Origin of the sequence: Psychrobacter sp. S4(2024) (genome assembly GCF_036861305.1) — a bacterium.
Classification (GTDB): Bacteria; Pseudomonadota; Gammaproteobacteria; order Pseudomonadales; family Moraxellaceae; genus Psychrobacter; species Psychrobacter cryohalolentis.
This window is the reverse complement of sequence record NZ_JAZAQR010000001.1, coordinates 1,068,153-1,090,624: the sequence shown is the minus strand read 5'-3', so window position 1 is coordinate 1,090,624 and position 22,472 is coordinate 1,068,153. Positions and strand designations below refer to the sequence as shown.

At 42.9% G+C, this 22,472-nt stretch carries 21 protein-coding genes; 10 read left to right on the top strand and 11 right to left on the bottom strand.

Translation table 11 applies throughout. The features are described from left to right. Positions 1–379 precede the first annotated feature (379 nt). A complete protein-coding gene (locus VLA57_RS04690; RefSeq protein ID WP_133104851.1) occupies positions 380–1,009 on the top strand; it encodes a superoxide dismutase in 630 nt (209 codons plus the stop codon). Positions 1,010–1,089: 80 nt separating this feature from the next. Here VLA57_RS04690 and VLA57_RS04685 read toward each other — a convergent pair whose 3' ends face one another. The 3 genes from VLA57_RS04685 to VLA57_RS04675 all read right to left on the bottom strand — a co-directional run bounded on the left by VLA57_RS04685 (position 1,090) and on the right by VLA57_RS04675 (position 3,764). After that, positions 1,090–1,866 carry a hypothetical protein gene (locus VLA57_RS04685; protein ID WP_133104850.1) on the bottom strand — a complete coding sequence of 259 codons (777 nt, stop codon included), beginning with the start codon at positions 1,864–1,866 and terminating at the stop codon, positions 1,090–1,092. After that, positions 1,866–2,684 carry a DUF72 domain-containing protein gene (locus tag VLA57_RS04680; protein WP_133104849.1) on the bottom strand — a complete coding sequence of 273 codons (819 nt, stop codon included), beginning with the start codon at positions 2,682–2,684 and terminating at the stop codon, positions 1,866–1,868. The genes VLA57_RS04685 and VLA57_RS04680 overlap by 1 nt, the downstream gene beginning before the upstream one ends. A gap of 72 nt (positions 2,685–2,756) precedes the next feature. Beyond that, complete coding sequence (locus tag VLA57_RS04675; protein WP_133104848.1) at positions 2,757–3,764, bottom strand: polyprenyl synthetase family protein; 1,008 nt, start codon at positions 3,762–3,764, stop codon at positions 2,757–2,759. Between the two features lie 740 nt (positions 3,765–4,504). Between VLA57_RS04675 and fadB the strand changes: the two genes are divergently transcribed. From fadB to VLA57_RS04655, 4 genes are all read left to right on the top strand, one after another. Further along, the gene (gene fadB / locus VLA57_RS04670; RefSeq protein WP_133104847.1) at positions 4,505–6,664 is read left to right on the top strand and encodes a fatty acid oxidation complex subunit alpha FadB; all 2,160 of its coding nucleotides are present in this window, start codon (positions 4,505–4,507) and stop codon (positions 6,662–6,664) included. A 143-nt stretch (positions 6,665–6,807) separates the two neighbouring features. Continuing rightward, positions 6,808–7,980, top strand: coding sequence for an acetyl-CoA C-acyltransferase FadA (fadA, locus tag VLA57_RS04665; RefSeq protein ID WP_133104846.1), 1,173 nt, complete (start codon positions 6,808–6,810; stop codon positions 7,978–7,980). A gap of 264 nt (positions 7,981–8,244) precedes the next feature. After that, on the top strand, positions 8,245–8,820 hold the full coding sequence (locus VLA57_RS04660; RefSeq protein WP_011514535.1) for an isochorismatase family protein: 576 nt from the start codon (positions 8,245–8,247) through the stop codon (positions 8,818–8,820). 185 nt (positions 8,821–9,005) lie between these two features. Then, complete coding sequence (locus VLA57_RS04655) at positions 9,006–9,635, top strand: HD domain-containing protein (RefSeq protein ID WP_133104845.1); 630 nt, start codon at positions 9,006–9,008, stop codon at positions 9,633–9,635. Positions 9,636–9,739: 104 nt separating this feature from the next. Here the strand turns inward: VLA57_RS04655 and phoU are convergent, their stop codons facing one another. The 6 genes from phoU to asd form a co-directional block, all read right to left on the bottom strand. Next, positions 9,740–10,471, bottom strand: coding sequence for a phosphate signaling complex protein PhoU (phoU, locus tag VLA57_RS04650; RefSeq protein WP_133104844.1), 732 nt, complete (start codon positions 10,469–10,471; stop codon positions 9,740–9,742). Between the two features lie 215 nt (positions 10,472–10,686). After that, on the bottom strand, positions 10,687–11,622 hold the full coding sequence (pstB, locus tag VLA57_RS04645) for a phosphate ABC transporter ATP-binding protein PstB (protein ID WP_020444347.1): 936 nt from the start codon (positions 11,620–11,622) through the stop codon (positions 10,687–10,689). Positions 11,623–11,721: 99 nt separating this feature from the next. Next, positions 11,722–12,636, bottom strand: a complete 915-nt coding sequence (gene pstA / locus VLA57_RS04640; RefSeq protein WP_133104843.1) for a phosphate ABC transporter permease PstA — start codon at positions 12,634–12,636, stop codon at positions 11,722–11,724. An 83-nt stretch (positions 12,637–12,719) separates the two neighbouring features. Beyond that, positions 12,720–13,670: a phosphate ABC transporter permease subunit PstC gene (pstC, locus tag VLA57_RS04635; protein WP_011514530.1), complete on the bottom strand. Its 951-nt coding sequence runs from the start codon at positions 13,668–13,670 to the stop codon at positions 12,720–12,722. A 172-nt stretch (positions 13,671–13,842) separates the two neighbouring features. Beyond that, positions 13,843–14,997: a phosphate ABC transporter substrate-binding protein PstS gene (gene pstS / locus VLA57_RS04630; protein WP_333954456.1), complete on the bottom strand. Its 1,155-nt coding sequence runs from the start codon at positions 14,995–14,997 to the stop codon at positions 13,843–13,845. A gap of 300 nt (positions 14,998–15,297) precedes the next feature. Then, a complete protein-coding gene (gene asd / locus VLA57_RS04625; protein WP_133104841.1) occupies positions 15,298–16,131 on the bottom strand; it encodes an archaetidylserine decarboxylase in 834 nt (277 codons plus the stop codon). Positions 16,132–16,317: 186 nt separating this feature from the next. Between asd and dtd the strand changes: the two genes are divergently transcribed. The 3 genes from dtd to phoR all read left to right on the top strand — a co-directional run bounded on the left by dtd (position 16,318) and on the right by phoR (position 18,813). Next, complete coding sequence (gene dtd, locus VLA57_RS04620; protein WP_333954455.1) at positions 16,318–16,773, top strand: D-aminoacyl-tRNA deacylase; 456 nt, start codon at positions 16,318–16,320, stop codon at positions 16,771–16,773. Between the two features lie 147 nt (positions 16,774–16,920). Continuing rightward, positions 16,921–17,625 (top strand): phosphate regulon transcriptional regulator PhoB, encoded by a 705-nt coding sequence (gene phoB / locus VLA57_RS04615; RefSeq protein ID WP_011514526.1) that lies wholly within the window; start codon positions 16,921–16,923, stop codon positions 17,623–17,625. Positions 17,626–17,730: 105 nt separating this feature from the next. After that, positions 17,731–18,813 carry a phosphate regulon sensor histidine kinase PhoR gene (gene phoR, locus VLA57_RS04610; RefSeq protein WP_133104839.1) on the top strand — a complete coding sequence of 361 codons (1,083 nt, stop codon included), beginning with the start codon at positions 17,731–17,733 and terminating at the stop codon, positions 18,811–18,813. Positions 18,814–18,826: 13 nt separating this feature from the next. Here the strand turns inward: phoR and VLA57_RS04605 are convergent, their stop codons facing one another. Beyond that, entirely contained in the window at positions 18,827–19,417 is a 591-nt protein-coding gene (locus VLA57_RS04605) for a M23 family metallopeptidase (RefSeq protein ID WP_133104877.1), read from the bottom strand. Positions 19,418–19,731: 314 nt separating this feature from the next. Between VLA57_RS04605 and VLA57_RS04600 the strand changes: the two genes are divergently transcribed. After that, entirely contained in the window at positions 19,732–20,436 is a 705-nt protein-coding gene (locus tag VLA57_RS04600; protein ID WP_133104838.1) for a putative quorum-sensing-regulated virulence factor, read from the top strand. A gap of 34 nt (positions 20,437–20,470) precedes the next feature. Here VLA57_RS04600 and VLA57_RS04595 read toward each other — a convergent pair whose 3' ends face one another. After that, a complete protein-coding gene (locus tag VLA57_RS04595; RefSeq protein ID WP_133104837.1) occupies positions 20,471–21,364 on the bottom strand; it encodes an alpha/beta hydrolase family protein in 894 nt (297 codons plus the stop codon). Positions 21,365–21,708: 344 nt separating this feature from the next. On the opposite strand from VLA57_RS04595, the gene VLA57_RS04590 reads away from it, so the two are divergent. Continuing rightward, the gene (locus VLA57_RS04590; RefSeq protein WP_133104836.1) at positions 21,709–22,386 is read left to right on the top strand and encodes a TIGR00730 family Rossman fold protein; all 678 of its coding nucleotides are present in this window, start codon (positions 21,709–21,711) and stop codon (positions 22,384–22,386) included. The last annotated feature ends 86 nt before the right edge of the window (positions 22,387–22,472 follow it).

Below are 22,472 nucleotides of genomic sequence, written 5' to 3'. Positions count from 1 at the left end.
GTTTGCTGTTCGCAAGCAATACTGATTGCGCTTTGCATAACATTTGGTAACTGATATTTGTCGCCACTATTGCTATAATAGCTGCCAAGCTACAGTGAATTATATCTTATAGCTTGTGAATATTTGGTTAATAAAGGCTGACAAAGTCAAGTGTTTGGCTTTTGAGCCAAGAGCAAGAAAAGAATAATAGTTAATTTTGGATTCATAATAATACGTGATACTGTGTTCAGCAATACAATGTATTAATCGATAAAATTCATTTTAAACAATAAACTCAGCCAATTTAGCCAGCTATTTTATAGGGTTTTTTGCGTGTTAAAAATAGCGTAAAATTCAGTTTCCATAAAATAACAGCTAAAACAGCAAGGATAAAATAACTATGTCAAAGATTACTTTACCAGACCTACCATATGCAAAAGATGCTTTAGAGCCGCACATCAGTGCTGAAACTTTAGAGTTCCATCATGATAAGCATCACAATGCATACGTGACTAAGCTTAACGAATTGCTACCAGGTTCTGGTCTAGAAGACAAAACGTTGTCAGAAATCATCGTAGCAACAGCTAAAGATGACAGCAAGCAAGGTATGTTTAACCAAGCAGCCCAAGTATGGAACCACACGTTCTATTGGAACTGCATGACGCCAACTAACGGCGGCGGCGAACCTACTGGCGATCTAAAAGCTAAAATCGAAGAAGACTTCGGTAGCTATGACAAATTCCGTGAAGAGTTCAAAAATGCAGCATTGACTCAGTTTGGTTCAGGTTGGGCGTGGCTAGTCGCTGATAAAGTCGGTGGCAAATTGTCTATCGCCAAAACTGCTAATGCTGATACGCCACTTGCACATGACCAAATCGCGGTATTGACTTGTGATGTATGGGAACATGCTTACTACATCGATTATCGTAACCGTCGTCCTGATTACGTCGATACGTTCCTAGACAAGCTAGTGAACTGGGACTACGCAAATGCGAAATATAAAGGTCAAGATGCTGGTGTTGAAGAGTAATCTTTAACTCAAGTATTTGATTGATAAAAAAGGACGCTGAGAGGCGTCCTTTTTTTTGTTTGAAATTTGACTAAAAGTAACTACCAGTACTCAGCGCCAAGAATCTGAGTATCAGTAAGGTACTTGTCTGAGGTATCAATTATCTCAGTAGCTTTATCAATTATACTTTCAATTATTTTCTGCTCTTTTCTATCTAAATAATGTTTGGTAATAACGGTTTCGTAATGAGCAGGATAATGTAGCGTTGCCGAATAATGAATACATATCTTGCTCTCTTCACATGAAAGGATAAGCTCTAAACCAGTCTCGCCCTCTGATCCGCTAAGATATAAAAACTTTCCTAAAGAGTATTTTTGAATATATTGAGCATCTTGCCATTGAACTCTTGAAGAACCATCACCCTGACCGACCGAAGATAAAGAAGATACTCTATTTAAAGGCGCTTCAAAGAAGTAATCAACTAGACTTGAACGTTTGCTGACTTTAAAGTTAAAATTTATTTCACGGGTTTCATGATCTGAGTAACGATCGGTTAAAATGCCTTCTATAACATAGGACTTCAAAATTTCAGAAGGACGCTTGTCGTACCAGCCATTAAGATCGGAATGAGGCGGTTGCCATAATATGAGTGCTTGTCCATCTTGAGTAAAATCTTCGTTTTCTTCGAGTTTTATAGGATATGTTTTTCCAACTTCTGGTAGTAAATCCTCTAGCTCGATAGTATCTTCCCAACTTGCATCCCAACATAACTTTGACCATTGCATCGTTTGTAAAAGCTGAATAGCTTTTGCTTGCTCATGATCTGGTTCTTTATGAGACCGAAAAAAACCAATTAAACTCGCTAGTCTTATCGACATTACAACACCTCAAATCCAAACTTACCCAACGCCTCACGTAACATCGCAATATTATAATAAGCGTGCGCATTGACCGTATTTTGAAAGAAGATATACAGCGTATCAAAATGCTGACGCTGATTGGCAATCGCCTGTGCCCAGTCCTGCATCTCCGCCTCGCTATAACGATAATCATGACGGTCAGCAGCACTCATCGCATCCCACCAGTTTAGATTATTACCATGCATCCGTAGATAGCCAGTTCTCTCGGTAAATATCAATCGTGACGGTGGTAGACCGCTGACTTTGGGGTAATCGACGCTACACCAAATCAAGCCTTGTTTAACAAAACTATCAACCACTTGCGGGGTATGCCAGCCGTTATGACGAAACTCAATAGCGAGTGGGTAGTCCTTAAACCAACTGACAAGGTTTGCGAGATATAGACGATGCTCGCGAGTACGATCAAAACCATGTGGGAATTGCAGTAGTAATGGCGCGAGCGCATTGGCTTCAATAAGTGGTGTGAGGGCAGTAAGGAAAGCTTGCGCGTGATCGCTAGTGCCTTTACGCGCATGGGTAAAGTCTTGATGCAGTTTGACGGCGAACTTCAACTCACTGTCTGCTTGCACATAGGCTTTATCGACCATACCTGCAAAGGCTTTTTGTCCAATGGGCGCGTAAAAAGTACTATTAATCTCAACTGCGCCATATTGCTTGGCGTATTCACGTAAAAAGTCCGTTTTTTTGGTACCCGTTGGATACAGCGTACCGAGCAAATCGGTATCGCTATAACCGCCAGTACCGAGGTAAATACGCGGAGTAGGGGCACTATCCATGTTGATCACCCTTTGCTGTTTTTAATGATTAAAATATTGGGCGTGTTGTTTCTAAGCTTATTTCTTATTTGTCTATTTCTTACGTGCCCAAAGCCATTCGATAAGTGCCATCAGTGCATCAGTGTCTGAGCTGTCGTCAAGCTCACGAGAAATGGCTGCACGCCCGTCATCAAATAGTGATTGCGCATAGCTTGTCGCATTATTGACACCCATCAATTTTACATAGGTAGATTTGTCTAACTTTTCATCGCTGCCAGCAGGTTTGCCAAGGGTATCAGTAGAGGTAGTTACGTCTAAAATATCGTCTTGTACCTGAAAGGCTAGACCTATATGCTGCGCACACTCTTGTAGAGCCATGCGCTGCAGAGCCGTCGCGCCAGCACAGATACCGCCCATCAACATCGCCGCTTCAATTAATGCGCCGGTTTTATCACGGTGGATAGCTTCTAAATCATCTTGTGTGATGTCGTTACTGGCTTCAGCATTCAGATCGAGCATTTGACCCGATACCATGCGCCGTGCACGCGGGGCAAAGATGGCAAATAACTGACTTGCGATAGCTGAATCAAAAGGTGCAAAGGTTGGCAGCTCAGCCGTCAATACTTCAAAGGCTAGCGTCTGTAATACGTCACCTGCGAGCAGGGCGGTCGATTCTTCAAAGACGATATGAGCAGTTGGCTGACCACGGCGCAGCTCGTCATCGTCCATACATGGCAAGTCATCATGCACCAGCGAATAAGTATGCAGCAGCTCCACCGCCAACGCTGCACGGCGGCACATATCATAATCTGAGTCGTTTTCTAACAAAGATGCCAAGGCATTGTCTTTATCGGTGATTGTGTCATTATGGCTATAAGTGCTGGAAAAAGCGCTGGCAACCAGTAGTGGACGTACCAATTTCCCTGTACCTGTCATTACGTAGCGGCAAGCGTCAAGCAGCGGGCTTGGCAGCTCAGCATAATCAAACAACACTTCGATATCTTTGGCTAATTGCGCGCGCACCTCATGGTGAAACTGCTCTGTACTATTAAAAGGGATAAAGCTAATAGGAGCAACGCTCGACGTAGAAGAAACAGACATAACCCAACCTTCTATCAGGTGAATAATAAAAATATCGTTAGTGTAACATGATAGATTATATTCCTTATGCCACATGCATAATCCCTAATGTATTTTTTAAAGTTGTATATTAAAAATAGAAGGTTTGATATCAAAAACAGAAAGCTTAATATGAAAAGCGGCATGAAATAATGCAACAAGCCCTCGTTACGCATTGGCGATTTAACTTAGTGGTTAAATATGTTTTGATAAGAGGCTGCATTTAAAGGTTAATCACCACGGTCTAATTCCAGTATACAAACAATCACTTAAGGCAGATTGCTAGTCAGGTAAAGGGCTGCTGTGGATTTAAGAGTGACTTGCGAGTATGGTATTAGCTTGTGACAGTCGGGGGCATAATCCCCTACACTAATTGGCGTGAAATTGGTCTAGCGATTGATAACTGAGGTTTTACACCATTTATCAATCGAAAAACGACTATAAGACTAAATCTCAGTCAATAGCGACAATAGTAGTAATATAATATAAGTACATAGAACACCAGTACATAGCTATAAAGTTACAGGCATAAGCGCTAGATAATAAAGATATCTTCACCGTTTAATTTGGCTAACTTTTATCACCATTATCACAATGACGTCATTATTGTTGATTAGGATGAAAGGGCAGATTAGCGGTGCTATTACCCATTTTTCTAACAATAACTGGCTATTTATTTTAATTTTAAGACGTAGCTTTCGTTATATAGCAAGGAGTTCCAAATGGTATACCAAGGAAATCGCATTACGGTGACAATGCTAGAGGATGGCATCGCCAACATGCAATACAACGCCGAAAATGAGAGCGTGAACAAGTTTGACACTGAGACCAATAAGCAGTTTGCTGAAGTCGTTAATGCATTAGAAAAAGCGGATGACGTTAAAGGCTTAATCGTCACGTCAAGCAAAGGCGTCTTTATTGCTGGTGCGGACATCACAGAGTTTGTGGCTTCTTTTAAGCAATCAGAAGAAGAAATCAAAGATTGGGTTATTAATATCAATGACGCCTTCAATCGCTTTGAAGATTTGCCTTTCCCGAAAGTAGCTGCTATCAATGGCGCAGCGCTTGGCGGTGGTTGTGAGATGACCTTAGTTTGTGAATACCGCGTCATGAGCGACAAAGCCATCATCGGTTTACCAGAAACTCAATTGGGAATCTTCCCAGGCTTTGGTGGTACGGTTCGTAGTACGCGTGTCATTGGTATTGATAATGCGCTTGAGCTGATTGCGACTGGTACACCAAAGAAAGCACTCGATGCACTAAAACTAGGCTTGGTTGATGCGACTGTTGCTGCTGATGACTTGCAAGATGCTGCCATTGATTTGGTCAAAAAATGTATCTCAGGTGAGCTTGATTGGCAAGCGAAACGAGAAGAAAAGCTCGTTCCTGTTAAGCTAAATCAGCTTGAGCAAGCGATGGCGTTCAATAGTGCAAAAGGTATGATCTTTGCCAAAGCCAATCCTAAGCAATATCCTGCGCCAGCACTTGCTATCGCTGCTATCGAAAAACACGTTAACTTACCACGTGATAAAGCGATTGAAGTAGAAGCGGCAGGTTTTGCAAAAGCGGCGAAAACCCCACAAGCAGAAAGCTTGGTTGGTTTATTCTTAAGCGATCAGTTGGTTAAAAAGTTAGCCAAACAGCACAGCAAAAAAGCACATGAAATCAATGAAGCGGCAGTACTAGGCGCTGGTATCATGGGCGGCGGTATCGCTTATCAAGCAGCCAGCAAAGGCTTGCCAATCATCATGAAAGACATCAAGTCTGAGCAATTAGACCTTGGTATGGGTGAAGCCAGCAAGTTACTTGGCAAAATGGTCGATCGCGGCAAAATGACCCCAGCAAAAATGGGCGAAACGTTAAGTCGTATCCGCCCAACGCTAAACTATGGTGATTTTGCTGAAACTGATATCGTCATCGAAGCAGTTGTAGAAAATCCAAACGTGAAGCGTGCGGTACTAAAAGAAGTTGAAGGCTTGGTTAAAGACGATTGTATCCTAGCGTCAAACACCTCAACGATTTCTATTACTTTCTTGGCGGAAGCGCTTGAGCGTCCAGAAAACTTCGTTGGTATGCATTTCTTTAACCCAGTAAACCGTATGCCGCTAGTAGAAGTTATTCGCGGTGAAAAATCTTCTGAAGAAGCTATTTCAACGACCGTTGCTTTGGCCACAAAAATGGGCAAAGTGCCTGTCGTCGTGAATGACTGCCCAGGTTTCTTGGTAAACCGTGTATTGTTCCCATACTTTGGTGCCTTTGACTTGCTACTTAAACAAGGTGCTGATTTTGCTCATGTCGATAAAGTCATGGAAAAATTCGGCTGGCCGATGGGTCCTGCCTATCTAATCGACGTCGTTGGTTTGGATACTGGCGTACACGGTGCTGAAGTGATGGCAGAAGGTTTCCCTGACCGCATGAAGCCTGATTATAAAGGCGCGATTGAGCTTTTATATGAAAACAAACGCTTAGGCCAGAAAAACGGCGTTGGTTTCTATAAGTATGAAATGGACAAGCGCGGCAAGCCAAAGAAAGTGGCTGATGAAGCGACTTATGAGCTATTAAAAACCACGACTGATAGCGACAAGCAAACGTTTGAAGATCAAGCGATTATCGACCGCACCATGCTGGCTTTCTGTAATGAAACCGTACGTTGCCTAGAAGACAATATCGTCAGCACGCCGTCAGAAGCCGATATGGCGATGATTATGGGCGTTGGTTTCCCGCCGTTCCGCGGTGGACCTTGCCGTTATATCGACCAAATGGGTCTAGATAATTACTTGGCATTGTGTGAAAAATACGCATACCTTGGCAAAGCCTATGAAGCCCCGCAAAAAATTCGCGATATGGCAGCAGCAGGCGAGACCTTTTACGCTATCGCGTAATAGGCAGTCATTACTAGGATGAAGTGCAGTACACATGCTCGATAAGATGATTGGTAATTTATTTATTATCAATAACCTTCTAAATTAGATAGGCGAGCATTACGGTACTGCCACTGACAATAAAAATTGAAAAGGAAGATAGTATGACAATTTTAAGTCCAAAAGACGTGGTCATCGTAGATGGTGTACGCTCAGCAATGGGTAAAACTAAAAACGGTATGTTCCGTCATGTCCGTGCTGATAGCATGTCTGCTGAATTGGTACGTGCATTGGTTGAGCGTAACGATTTCGATCCACGTGACGTCGAAGACATCATCTGGGGTTGTGTCAATCAGACTCTAGAGCAAGGTTTAAACATCGGTCGTAACATCGGTCTGCTGGCTGGTATCCCAAAGACTGCGGGCGGTCAAACCGTTAACCGTCTATGTGGTTCTTCTATGCAGGCGCTACACACTGCCGCTGCTCAAATCATGACCGGTCAAGGTGATGTTTTCATCATCGGTGGTGTAGAGCACATGGGTCACGTCGGCATGATGCATGGCGTTGATCTGAATCCTGAAGCATCAAAGCACTATGCAAAAGCCTCAAACATGATGGGCTTGACCGCTGAAATGCTAGGTCGTATGAACAACATCACCCGTGAAGAGCAAGATGCCTTTGGTCTTGAGTCACATCGCCGTGCATGGGCTGCGACCACTGAAGGTCGTTTTGACAATGAAATCATCGGTATCGAAGGTCATGATGCTGCTGGTCGCTTGCAACTATGTACCGTCGATGAAGTGATTCGCCCAGACGCGACGATGGAGCAAATGCAAAATCTACGTCCAGCCTTTGATCCTAAAGGTGGTACGGTAACGGCTGCAACATCATCTGCATTATCTGACGGTGCATCTGCAATGCTAGTGATGAGCGCCCAAAAAGCCAAAGAACTAGGTCTAAAGCCACGTGCTCGCATTCGTAGCATGGCAATTGCTGGTTGTGATGCCGCTATCATGGGTTATGGTCCAGTACCTGCGACGCAAAAAGCACTTAAGCGTGCTGGCATGAGCATCGATGATATGCAAACCATTGAGCTAAACGAAGCGTTTGCAGCGCAAGGCTTATCAGTACTTAAAGCCTTGAACTTGACGGACAAGCAAGACATCGTCAACATCAATGGTGGCGCAATTGCGCTAGGACATCCACTAGGTTGTTCAGGTGCTCGTATCACGGTAACTTTGCTAAATGCCATGGAGCAGTCAGATACTGAAATCGGTCTTGCGACCATGTGTATCGGTCTTGGCCAAGGTATCGCGACTATTATTGAGCGTGTTTAAGCCTATAGTATTGCAATAATTTTAAAATAGTTAAGCGCTCCAATATGAACCCCTAGTTATCATAACTGGGGGTTTTTGTATTTATTAATCATAGTGATTTACTTAGAATAAAAAGGTCATAAGTTGTTACTATCGCTTATCTCCATTGACGCATTCGCTAAACTGTGACTAAATAAGAGAGTAATTAATCATTATAATTTTAAGTCTGATATTCATTCTAAATCAGTTTAGAGCCGTCAGCTTCAGCCGTACAAGGAGTGTACTATGTCCACCATGATTACTGATCGTACCTACCGTATTGACCGTGAAAATACCCAAGCGATGATAATCGACGTCCAAGAACGTCTGACTCCGCATATCTATGATCATGAAAATATTCTCAAAAAAATAACGACTTTGATTAAAGGTCTGCAAGCGCTTGACGTTCCCATTATGCTTAATGAGCAATATAAAAAGGGCTTAGGCGAGACATTGCCTGAAATTTGTGAGTTATTAGAAGGCGATAATGCTAAAGGTTTTGAAAAAGTCACCTTTAGTGCCTGCGACAATGACGATTCATGGAATCATCTTGCACAGCAGAATCGAAGCATCATTTTATTATTCGGTGTAGAAGCACATGTCTGCGTGCTACAAACCGCGCTTGATTTGCTTGATAACGGTATGCAGCCGGTTATTATTGGTGATGCCGTCGGTTCGCGTTTTCCGTATGATAAAAAGCAAGCAATTCGCCGTATTCGCCGTGCTGGCGGGGTGATTACGACGGTTGAAACCATTTTGTTTGAGCTTTGCCGTAGTAGCAAAGACCCTGCTTTTAAAACCATTAGTAACTTGATTAAATAGTCTTTTCACTCGATTTAAAATAAAATAGCGCTTACTAACATAAGCGCTATTTTATTTTTATGATAACGCCAATTAACGATAGGTTAGCGTCTTCTTGTATAGCGTTTATAAAATGTATAATAAATGCTTATGCGTAAAAGTAGAATGAAGCGCTATACATTAGTAGAAAAATTAAGAGAAAAATTATGTCATCAGCTAATTCCATGTCATTCACTAACCCAACGCTTGCCTCAAACATTGATATAGATCATGTCACTCATTTCTTATTAGAGCTGGATGCGCTTAAACGTGTCAATCGACGTAGCTATGTGACAGGTACGACTCGCTTGGAGAACTCAGCCGAGCATTCTTGGCATCTCGCTATGGCATGTTGGTCAATCGCTGAATTGTTTGAGTTGGACGTCAATCATGAAAAGTTACTAAAGCTGGCGCTAGTACATGACTTAGGCGAAATTGACGCTGGTGATACTTTTTTATATGCTGAGAAGCGTGGTGATGCGCATCTTGAAGAACGGGCTGGTATTGCGCGCTTACAAGCTGAGCATGGTAATGGCATTAAAGATTTAAATGAGATTTGGGAAGAGCAGGAAACTGGCAGCAGCAAAGAAACCCAGCTGCTGAAAGTGGTTGATCGCTTGTTGCCATTTTTGCTTAATTTAAATACCAACGGAAAAACGTGGCTTGAGGGTAATGTTACGCGCTCGCAAGTAGCTGGCGCGCATGCCTTTATTAAAGACAGTTTTCCGAGTATTTATGAGTGGCAGGCACGGCAGATTGAATTTGCCACCGCGCAGGGCTGGTTGATTGATGGTTAAATTTATAGCAGTATCGCAATACTAAAAGCGTGTATTTTTTATTTTGAACGGACTATGTTTTAAACGGACCATCGTGTGCGATAAAGAAAATGCTATTTAAAATGTCATTTATTACTACTAGCATCCGTGGTTTGCTGGACGATTTTTTCTACTTGCATAAAATTTGTATGCCGCACATCTTTGCCGCTGGTGCAAAAAATAACCAGCTCAGCAATGTTTTTAGCATGATCGCCCACACGTTCTAGGGCGCGCAATACCCAAAGTATATTCATCACTCTGGACACGTGGCGGCTGTCTTCCATAATATAGGTCAGCAAGGCTCGAGTGGCAGATTGATACTCTTCATTAACCGCCACATCACTTTGCAATACCGAAAATGCCTGCTGAGGATTCATATGCGAGAAGGCGTCAATCGCATCAAGTAGCATCACGTGCACCTTATTGGATAAATGCTGAACCTCTGAATATCCTCTTGGAGAAGCGCCGTCTTTAATTAATTTGCAGGCCATACGAGCGATTTTTTCGGCTTCATCACCCACACGTTCAAAGTCAACAATACCTTTGCTAACCGCCATCACTAAACGCAAGTCATTTGCTGCGGGTTGGCGCTTGGTGACTAACAAAATGATTTGCTCATCGATTTTAATATCTAGCTGATTAATCAGCTGGTCGTCTGCAATCACTTTTTTCGCGGTCGCTTCATCTGCAGCTATCAAAGCGCGGGTTGCAACCATGACTTGCTCTGCTGCCATGTAACCCATTTGCATAAACAGCTCAATCACATCATGTAAGTCATTATCAAAACCCTTTGATAAATGTTTTTGCGTTATTAGCATGGCGGCTTCCTTATTCTTGTAGATTTAAATAGGATATAAGCATAAAAAATACATCTATAGTCAATCCACTACAAATCAAACACAGTGCTACTGGGATAATTTTTGCGCCGCCTCTGTCTGCGTAGGCACAGCAAGCAAGAAAAATTTATCCTAGTAGCGCGTTATAATATTTGTACTTATTGTATTTAGGACTGACTATATTTATACAAACTGTTTTAACCATAGCGACCAGTAATATAGTCTTCAGTCGCCTTTTGAGCGGGGTTGGTAAATATCTGATCCGTCTCACCCATCTCTACCATATCGCCCAGATACATATAGGCGGTATAGTCAGAGACGCGTGCCGCTTGCTGCATATTGTGGGTAACGATAGCAATCGTATAGTCGTTTTTTAAATCGGTAATGAGCTCTTCAATCGCGCCTGTCGAGATAGGGTCGAGCGCTGAGGTTGGCTCATCTAGGAGCAATACTTCAGGTTTTGTCGCCACACCGCGAGCGATACAAAGACGTTGCTGTTGACCACCGGATAACGACAATCCTGATGCACGAAGTTTGTCTTTTACCTCAAGCCATAAAGCCGCCTTTTTGAGTGCCCATTCGACACGATTATCCATCTCAGCTTTGCTTAGCTTCTCGTAGAGGCGTACGCCAAATGCCACGTTGTCATAGATGGACATTGGAAATGGCGTCGGTTTTTGAAAGACCATACCGACTTGTGCGCGTAGCAAGTTCACATCGATGTCTTTGCCCAAGATATTTTTGCCATCGAGGTTGATATTACCTTCTGCACGCATACCGGGATATAGATCATACATACGATTAAACGTACGTAATAGTGTGGATTTACCGCAACCTGAAGGCCCGATAAAAGCAGTCACTTTTTTGTCTGGAATATCAATATTAATATTTTTTAGCGCTTGAAAGTCACCATAATAGAAATTGAGATCTCGAATACTCATCTTGGCAGGCGGCATATGCTGAGGGATATCTGCTACTGTTTGCTGAGTCAAAAAAGCACTGTCAGGCTGCTGCCCTTGATGCTTCTGACTTCCTTGATCTATATTGGAAAATGATTGACCAAATAAACCACGTTGGCTGACGTTTTGCTTATTCTCTTGCTTAACCGCTTTTCTTTCTAGTAAGTCTGTCATCATCATATCCAATTATTTTAGAATGTTGTCAATATAGGTGCTGAACATAAGTGCTAAACGTGCGCTATAAATTGGCTGCTTAGTCAATTCTTAAATCAGCTATCTTGTATGATCTTTACCGCCAATAAAGCGCGCGAGAATATTGACTATCAGTACTGTCATGGTAATCAGTAATGCTGCCGCCCATGCCAATGCATGCCAGTTGTCATAAGGGCTCATCGCAAACTGATAAATAGTGTTCGGTAAGTTTGCCATCGGTTGGCTCATATCGGTGCTGAAATACTGATTGTTTAACGCAGTAAATAGTAACGGCGCGGTCTCGCCAGTGATACGGGCAAATGCCAATAGCACCCCTGTGGTTAGACCCGCTTTAGCCGCTTTAAGTGTGACCGTGCTGATCAGCTTCCACTTTGGCGTACCGAGTGCATACGCCGCTTCACGTAAAGTATTTGGTACCAGATTGAGCATATTCTCAGTGGTGCGCACGACAATTGGAATCACAATCAAAGCAAGCGCAACTGCACCAGCCCAGCCGGAGAAGCTTTGACCTTTCACCATCAATGCATAAACAAAAAGACCAATCACGATAGAGGGCGCTGACAGCAAGATATCGTTTAAAAAGCGAGTAACTTTACCCAACCAGCTGCCTTGTGAGAACTCCGCTAAATAGATGCCCGCCATCATTCCAACCGGCGTACCAATAGCGAGACCTAACAAGGCGATCATCAATGAACCAATAATAGCATTACGTAAACCGCCGTCGCCCATAGGCGGTGGTGTATCTGCCATAAATACCGGCATCTCGATTAACCCTTGAAAACCCTCAACAAAAAGCGTCAGCAAAATCCATGTCAGCCAGAACAAACCAAAAGCGATGGCTGAGATGGCAAAACCAAGCCCCAATCTATTGATCAGGCGACGCTTATGATATAAACGCTTGTTGTAGCGGTCTTCAAAGCGTAAAGTCGGCTGGCTGGTTTGGTCGTTATCAGTCGTGACAGTCGCTAAAGTCATTAGGCGTTTGTCCTTTGTTGGTCGAAGGATTGGGTTAAGTGGTTGATTAACATGCTTGCTTTATAACAGGATATTGGCGCTACTTAGTGACCAGCTTTTTGGTCGATACGCATAAGCATCAGCTTAGAGATGGACAAGACAATAAAGGTAATAACAAATAGGATTAAACCCAAATGTAGTAGGGATGCCAAATGCAATTCACTTGATGCTTCGGCAAATTCATTGGCGAGCGCAGAGGTAATCGTCACCCCAGAGGTAAACAGACTTGGGCTGATATTAAAGGCATTACCGATTAAGAAAGTCACAGCCATCGTCTCGCCCAATGCGCGTCCAAGCCCTAAAATCACACCACCGACCACGCCAGCTTTAGTATAAGGTAAGATGATTTTGAACATCACTTCCCACGTCGTCGCACCCATGCCATACGCAGATTCTTTTAATAAATCAGGCACCACAGAAAAAACATCCCGCATGGTGGCGGCAATAAAAGGAATAATCATAATTGCCAGTACCAAGGAGGCGGTAAACATACCAAGCCCCATCGGTGCACCAGTGAATACTTGCCCGATAATAGGCAGAGGACCGATGTTTTCAATCAACCATGGCTGAATGTGTTCGCTAAAATACGGCGCAAAGACAAACAAACCCCACATGCCATAAATAATAGAAGGAATACCTGCCAACAGCTCAATGGCGATGCCCAATGGCTTTTTTAAGAAGTTAGGGCACAGTTCGGTCAAAAAGATAGCAATACCAAAGCTCACTGGCACAGCAATAGCGATCGCAATAAGGGAGGTGACAATCGTACCGTAAATAGGTGCAAGTGCCCCATATTGATCGTTCACTGTATCCCAGTTATTGCTGGTATAAAATCCCAGTCCAAATTCAGTGATACTGGGCCAAGCGCCTACGATTAATGAGAGCAGGATGCCACCAAGTGACAATAGCACCAAGATTGCAAATGCTTTAGTCGCATTGACAAAGATAGCATCGTAACGTTTTTGTTTAGCCAGTTGGGACCTTAAATCATTCATAAGTGTCTCAGCGTTGAATAGAATCAAGTCAAAATAGTAAAAGAGGTTTTATCACAACAAACTTAAAAAAATCTTTAAATTTTCTGTGATAAAACCTCTCAAACCCCTACCGGAGAATAGTGGTTTGAGAGGTTGGCTCGACAGTGATTATGCAATCACTAGGATAAACAGGTTACTGTGCAGGCTTATAGACAGGTTGGCCGTCGCTGCCTTTGACCTCACTCCATTTTGCTTTAAATAAGGCAACCGCAGTATCAGAGAACGGTACGTAATCAAGCGCCATAGCGTCGTCATCACCTTGGGCATAAGCCCAGTCAAAGAACTTCAATACACCAGCGACTTGTTTGGCATCTTGTGGCTGCTTATGTACTAAGATAAAAGTGGCTGCGGCGATTGGCCAAGCTTGTGCTGTTTCAGAGTTGGTAATGACTTTATAAAAGCCTTCTTGCTTTGACCAATCGATGTCACCTGCTGCTGCAAAGGTTTTGGCAGAAGGTTGTACGACATTGCCCGCAGCATTTTTCAGGGCAACGTGTGCCATACCGTTTTGCTTAGCGTAAGCGTATTCAACATAGCCGATAGAGTTTTTCATACGCGTGACATAGCTCGCCACACCTTCATTACCTTTACCACCCGCACCGGTAGCCGACGTTGGCCATTTAACGGTCTTATCGACGCCTACACTGTCATTCCAATCGCTTGATACTTTGGCTAGATAATCAGTGAAGTTAAAGGTTGTACCAGAACCATCTGAGCGAAACACTGTGGTAATGGCAGCGTCTGGTAATTTAAGCTCAGGATTCATAGCCGCGATTGCAGGGTCGTTCCATTTACTAATTTTACCCAGATAAATATCAGCAAGCATTTTGCCATCGAGCTTTAACTGACCGGGCTCAATACCATCGATATTAACAATAGGTACCACGCCACCGATGACGCTTGGGAACTGTATCAGACCGGCTTCGTTCAACTCTTCTGGTGTCATCGGCGCATCAGATGCCCCAAAATCTACAGTCTTAGCAACGATTTGCTTGATACCACCCGATGAGCCAATAGACTGATAGTTCACTTGACCACCTGTGGCTTTATTGTAGGCATCTGACCACTTAGCATAGATAGGCTGTGGAAAAGAAGCACCAGCACCGGTAATACTCATCGATGCACTTTCAGCTGAGCTAGCACTAGCGTCGCTACTCACAGCAGTGTTTGATGGTGCTGTTGTGGCTGCTTCGTCGGTTTTATCGCTCTCGTTGTTGCTAGTCGTTTGGTTACAAGCGGCTAATGTCAAAGTGCTAGCGATTGCTACTGCCATGAATGAATAACGCATTATTTCTCCTAAAATTAATCAATTTTGAGTATCAAGCATTTATAAATAACAATGACAATGGTTTTCTGGGGTTTGCTGAAATGATGCTCTGCGGTTAATAAGGAGATTGTGCCAAATAAATATGACAGTTTGATGACATAAAGCCTTACTATCACAAAAAACGACTGAAAAAAGAAAGTGTTAAAAAACATAAGAAAGGAGTGGGCACAAAAAAAGCATAGGCAGTATTCTGATTACTGTCTATGCTCATTTTTTTTCAATATTACTTATTACACAAGTTTTTTACTTAGATAAATGGTATTAGGTTTTAGCGCTACCCAACAGTTGCCCCATTTGAACGATTGAGCCATGCTGCATGGTATCTTGCCAATCCGTTTTTGCTGCTTTTGGCAGTACTACAATTGCGGTTGAACCTAAATAAAAACGACCAAGCTCGTCACCTTTTTTAAAGCTCATATCATGGCCTACTTCTTGAATATCATCGGTACGGCTAATTTTACCCGTCGCCACTGTCTCAATCCCAGCGACAATCATCGCACCAACCATCACTACTGCCGCTTTACCATAGGCGGTATCAAACAGACAGACGAGGCGCTCGTTACGAGCAAACAAATCCGGTACATTAGCAGCCGTGGTATTATTGACCGAAAATAGTGTACCAGGTACATAGCGGGTTTTGGTTAATATACCGTCAAATGGCATATGCACACGGTGATAGTTGCTTGGGGCAAGATAGACCGTAGCAAAACTACCATCCGCAAAATAATCGCCATCTGCGCTATCAGCTAAGAGCTGACCGATATCATAGTCACGACCTTTGGCTTGCAGTAGCTTATGGTCATGAATCTGCCCAAGCTGCGAAATCATGCCATCTGCAGGACTAACAATACCATTCATACTGGCATCGATAATACGGGCATTGTCTTGGAGCTCACGAGTAAAGAAATCATTAAAGCTCTCATAAGCGTTTAGGCTTTGACGCTCATATTCATCTAAGCTAACATCATACGCTTTGGCAAAACTGCGGATAAACGTACGCTTAACCCAAGGGTGGCGACTGGCAGCTAAGCGCCCTGCGACTTTACTGATTTTTTGCTGCGGGACAAATTGCTGTAAGGTAGTAAATACATTCATAATAGATGACCAAAGTAGGGATTAAAAATAGTTATTAAAATAAAAAGTTGTATTAAAAAATCATAGATAGGCAGTTTTATAGCTAGATTTATTTATAAACATAATCATAAGTACCTGCACAGATAATTGTATTTTATCATGGTCCGCAGCAGACTGTATGACCATAATCGTTAAAGGAAGTAAGCAATGAGAGCTCTTATTCAGCGAGTCAAATATGCCAGTGTCAGCGTTGATGGGCAGGAGGTTGGTGCTATTGAGCAAGGTGTGCTGGCATATATCGGCTTGGGACACGATGATAACTTACAAAGTGCGCAGCGGATGATTGATAAAATCCTCACCTATCGTATTTTTGACAATGATGACGATCCAGCCAAATACGGTAAACTCGATAAAAATATCCAGCAAGTCGGTGGTGGGCTATTATTGGTCTCACAATTTACTCTGATGGCAAAGACGGATAAAGGTCGCCGCCCTGACTTTGGTAGCGCAATGGCACCTGATATGGCACAAGCTTTATTTGCACAATTAGTTGATTACGCAAAGACGCAGTATTTAACGGTTGCAACGGGTCAGTTTGGCGCTGATATGCAAGTGTTGAGTGTCAATGATGGACCATTAAACTTTTTATTAGAAGTGCATTAAGTCATTAGCATGGCTACTAAGTATTATAAATTTAAGAGTAAATGTCATTAAGCTGTCATAATTAAGCCCTTTAATAAAGAAACGCTTATTTGCGTTTGTTACTGCTTTTATAAACGCTATTTTGTCCTCTAACATTAAGAATACATTATGTCTAAAGAGCAAATTTTGATTGTTGAAGATGAAGACGCCATTCGGGAAATGGTCGTCATGACCCTAGAGATGGCAGGCTTTGATAGTTTGCAGGCAGCGGATGTGTCAGAGGCGCACCAACAAGTGGTCGATCATCGTCCAGCGCTGATTTTATTGGACTGGATGTTACCCGGTGATAAAAGTGGTATCGATTTTTGCCGTATGCTAAAAAGCGATACCCTGCTCGCCGAGATACCGGTTATTATGTTGACCGCCAAAAGTGAAGAAGACAGTAAAGTGCATGGTCTTGATGCAGGCGCTGATGATTATATGACCAAGCCGTTCTCGACCCGTGAGCTTATCTCAAGAATCAAAGCGGTATTGCGACGTAGTAACGCGCTAAGCGGCGACAAACCTATCAATATAGGCAGGCTAACTTTAGATGCCAAAAGCCAACGCTTTATGGTGGGTGATGACATTATCGATATGGGTCCGACAGAATATCGCTTATTGGCGTTTTTTATGAGCCATCCTGAGCGCGCTTATACCCGTGCCCAGCTGCTCGATCAAGTATGGGGCGGTAACGTCTACATCGAAGATAGAACCATTGATGTTCACGTAAAGCGTTTGCGCACATTACTACGTCCACATGATTGTGATACATTGATACAAACGGTACGCGGTACAGGTTATCGATTTTCTAGCCGTATCGAAAAAGGGTAATCGCTAGTAATATGAATATTGTATAGTGTCACCTTTTAATAGTGTCGCCTTTTATCGGGAGCGGCCAATAGTAGAAAAATTATAAAAAATAATGGATAAATAAAAATGCCTATCCAAGATAATGAGCAAGGTGCCACAAATCAACTTAAAAAAATCAGAAGTGCTTTACGAGCATTACGTGATGCCGTGATTTTGCTCAATGACGATGATGGACTTGAATGGTGGAACCAAGCGGCGCAGGATTTATTATTGTTGCAATCCTCAGATAAAGGCAGGCGTATTTTTGAATTCATTAAAGTGCCTGAATTTATTAAGTATTATCAGGAAGCAACAATGATTAATATCGATGCCGATGCCGATGCCGATGCCGATGAGAGTGTGCATATCGTCTCTTGGCAAGACCCAAATCGTTATTTAAAGTGTGAGCTGACGCCATTTGGCGATGAAAAACTACTGATCATTTATGATGTGACCCGCTTGCAGCATTTAGAAGCGATGCGCCGCGACTTTGTGGCCAATGTCTCGCATGAGCTACGTACACCATTGACGGTCTTGATGGGATATCTGGAGAATTTCTCTGATCAGCCAGATATGCCTGCGAATTGGCGTCGCGGTTTTGAGCTGATGACTCAGCAAACGGCACGCATGAATAGGGTGGTCAATGACTTATTACTACTGTCTCGCATCGAAATCGAAGAAACCCATGCGTTTAATGAAATCGATATGACCAAGCTGCTCACTCATGTCTATGATGATGCGCAGGCGTATAATCAAGAATATAAGCATACGATTCACTTGCATATTGATACCTATGACGGGCTATATGGCTCAGAGATGTACCTAAATAGCGCACTGTCCAATCTAGTGATTAACGCGATTAAATACACACCAAAAGGTGGCAATATCTCTATTAGTTGGACTAAGACTGCTGAAGGCTGCAGATTTGCTGTTGAAGATAATGGTATCGGTATCGCACCAAAGCATCTTGCCCGTTTAACTGAGCGTTTTTATCGCGTTGACAGCGGGCGCAGCCGAGCAACAGGTGGTACGGGGCTTGGACTGGCGATTGTAAAACATGTCTTATATCAGCACGAAGCGAGCTTGCAAATTGAGTCTGTAGAAGGCATTGGCTCGACATTTAGTGCCGTGTTTCCAAATAACCATGTACGATCTGCCGCAATGAATTAATGCTTAATATACTTTAATCCTTTTGCAAAAGTGGATAAGGATTTACCGCATTACCATTAATATAAATTCCATAATGAACATGCGGCGGTGTGCCTTTAGCATTGCCGCTATCGCCCACGTAACCAATGGTATCACCAGCATTTACCCAGTCATTGGGAGAAATGTCAGCATAGTCTTCCAAATGCGCATAATAGTGTCCTGCGCCGCCTGGTCCCACTATCATAACGACGCGACCGCCTAACGCATTTTCGCCTACCTTGCTGACGATACCTTGGGTCGTCGCTTGAATCGGCGTGCCGCGCGCTGCAAAAATATCAATCCCTTCATGTGAGCGACCTTGACTACGAGCAGCGCCCCATGTATCAGTCAGATGCTGCTTGGGTAGCGGATTTGGCAGGCTATTCTCTGTTGGTAGCGGGTGTTGCAATAGGCTAAGCTGCTGCCATTTTGCTATGAAAAATGATTGAGTTTGTTGGCTGATACTCGGTAATAATCTGTCAAATACGAATAATAGCATCAGCAATACTGCGGCCTTGATAAGTACGCTAATTGCACGGCTGATAAACGTAGGATTTGGTTGTTCGTGATTGCCATCTGGTCGCATCGACATCTCTTTGTCTTATTATTGCTTTCACTAATATTATATAGATAATACCTTTGGCTCTTCGTATAGCATTGTTATATCTGACTTTTATCCCCATAAATGAAAAGCTACTGAATCTAATTGCATCTATTATGTAGTTGGTCCTGAATAAAAGAAGTACAAATGATTATCAATCACTACTGGGGTTAATTTTTCTTGCTTGCTGTGCCTACGCAGACAGAGGCTGCGAATAATTAACCCCAGTAGTGTTTTGCTCCTTTTAAACGAGCAAAACTATCTGTCATTTATGTCCAACTTGCTATGGTTAAATTTTTATGGCTGCTGCTTTTAATATGGTCGATACTGCGCTGATTATCGATACCGAAACCGATCAAGGTCGTGATCCACGTCCTATCCAAGTGGCGACGATTAATGTAGCTACGGGCTTTGAATGGATGAAATACTTTAATAGTGGGCGCTCGATATCGCCGGTTGTGATTAGAGTCCATGGCATTACCGATGACGATGTAGCGGGGCTTGAGCGGTTTGAGCTTGAGCAATTTGATTTGCCTGAGTATCTTATTGGGCATAATGTACGCTTTGATTGGCGGGTGATTGGCAGTCCTTCCGCTAAGCTAATTTGCACCGTTAGGCTGGCGCGCGTCGCGTTTCCTGAATGGAGCGCCTATGGTCAGTCCAAGTGTATCGAGCAGTTATTGGGCAAGGGTGAGGCTAGTAGGATGACGATTGCCGCTCATGATGCGCTCGGCGATGCCCGTATGTGTTATCTACTGTATCAGGCTTGCTGCGAGCGTTTAGAGATTGCACCAACTGATTTTGCCGCAGCGCATGCTATTGCCAATAAAGCCAATCCAGTCAGTAAAATGCCCTTTGGTAAATATAAAGGGAAAGTGATTAAAGAGGTGCCTATTAGCTATGTAAAATGGATGCTGGGTAATATCCATAACATGCAGCCGTCGCTTTATTCTGCATTGACCAAACGCATCAAGGCAGAAGCGGCAGACAATGCAAAAGAATAAATAGACGGCTTCTTTGCTAGATAAGCGCTGAAGTCTATTGATTATGTAACCAATCAATCGCCATTTGCCACAGCTTAGGCGCTTTAGCATTGGTTCTGCTGCTAAAATAACGCATGTGACCGATGCTACTAACACCAAAATCTTTGGGATCTAAAAAGCGTTTTTCTACTGGCATTTTGGTAAAAACGCGAATCATATCATCCATATTTTTGCTATTGGCAATCTCATCATCACTAAACCCTAGCCATAATGCTGGCATATCGATCTCATCATAAAAATGCGTGTGTATACTTTTCCCAAAAGCGGTCTTGATATAACCTGCGCCATTACACCACTCACGCCATTGACGAGCGACGCCGCGCGGCAGCGGCTCGCCCATGCCGATTTTATCCGATGGCGTGTAGCCTAACGTCAGATTAGTGAGAGGAATAAATGCTTCCATAAAACCTATGGCCTTAAGCTTATAAGGCATGTCCATGTTTTTGATGCGACCCGATGAGCAGGCGACATTAAATACTGAAGCAATAGACTGGGAATTTGGCATCAAACCAATGAGCTGACCGCCAGCGCTATGACCAATCAAATGATAAGTGGCATCGGTAAATTCATCTTGCAAGGCATCAAGGACGGCTGGCATGTCATGGCGACCCCAGCTGATTAGAGATGCGTCACATTTTGCCAAGTCAGTTGAGAGTGACTCACCGATACCTTCATTATCGAATGTCAGTACGCCAAAGCCATGCTCGGCTAAGTAAGTGGCAAAGTTATGATAAAACTGACGTTTGATACCTGTTGCTGGTGCTATCATGACGGCTTTTTTTACAGGCGTTTTGGGACGATAGACAGTCGCTGCCAATGCCTGATTGCGATCGGTCATAATGCTTAATGAATAAGCCTCTGTTTGAGTAATAGTAGGGCTGTTTTCCATGGTTGAACCTTATTATATTGTTATCGTTTTTATAAATGAGCTTTGTTAGCAAAGAGAGGGCGTTAATTTGCAATAAGCTGCCAATGTGTAGCCTTAAAAATGTAGTAATTGCGTAGTGATAAATGGTTGCGACCGCGTGATAGCATTGCTTATGTTAAAATAAATCTCAGTAGGGAAGGCGCTCAAATATGACTTCTAAGTTCTATCCCAATTTATCTTGCATGATATGATCCATTAAGACTGGACTGAATAACTATCTTCACTATTCAACATGCACGGATAAAAAACGCTTTAACAAACAAGTTCTTAATAAAAACAATTGATATAAAAGTTAAGGAAGCTATATGCAAATGAAAATCAACAATGACACGTATGAAGTGATTACCAGTCAAGATATTACTAATATCGAAAAAGCCGTGGATAAATCAGCGTTAACTATGCCGCTAGTTGCGGTCTATTGTGGGTCGCGTTTGGGTAATGATGTCATATATGAGCAAGCCGCACGAGAGCTTGGTGTGGCATTAGCAGACAATGGCATGGGTTTAGTATACGGCGGCGCGAGTATCGGGCTGATGGGCGCAGTGGCTGATGAAGTGATTCGAGGTGGTGCAGAAGCAGTCGGTGTGATTCCAACCTTTATGCTCAAACACGAAATTGCTCATGAGCAGCTGACCCGTTTACATCTCACAGATACCATGCACACGCGTAAAACAGTGATGGCAGAATATGCTGATGCCTTTATTACTTTACCGGGTGGGCTTGGTACTTTAGAGGAAATCATGGAAATCGCCACATGGCGCCAGCTATATCAACATGAAAAGCCAATGATTATTCTGAATATTAATGGTTTTTATGATCGTATGATTGAGCATTTAAAATATACCACTGAGCAAGGCTTTATGAAGCAAGAAGATCTTGAGCGCTTGGTAGTATGTAACACGATTGGTGATGCCATTGATTTACTGCAGACGATGGTCAAAATAGATGCTGCTGTCAATACAGAAAAGATGGCTGGCAACTAAAAGCAGATATAAGCAAATATGAAAAAAGGGAGAGAATGGCTAACAAAAGCAATTCTTTCCCTTTTTTTGTCCGTTAACTAAAAATA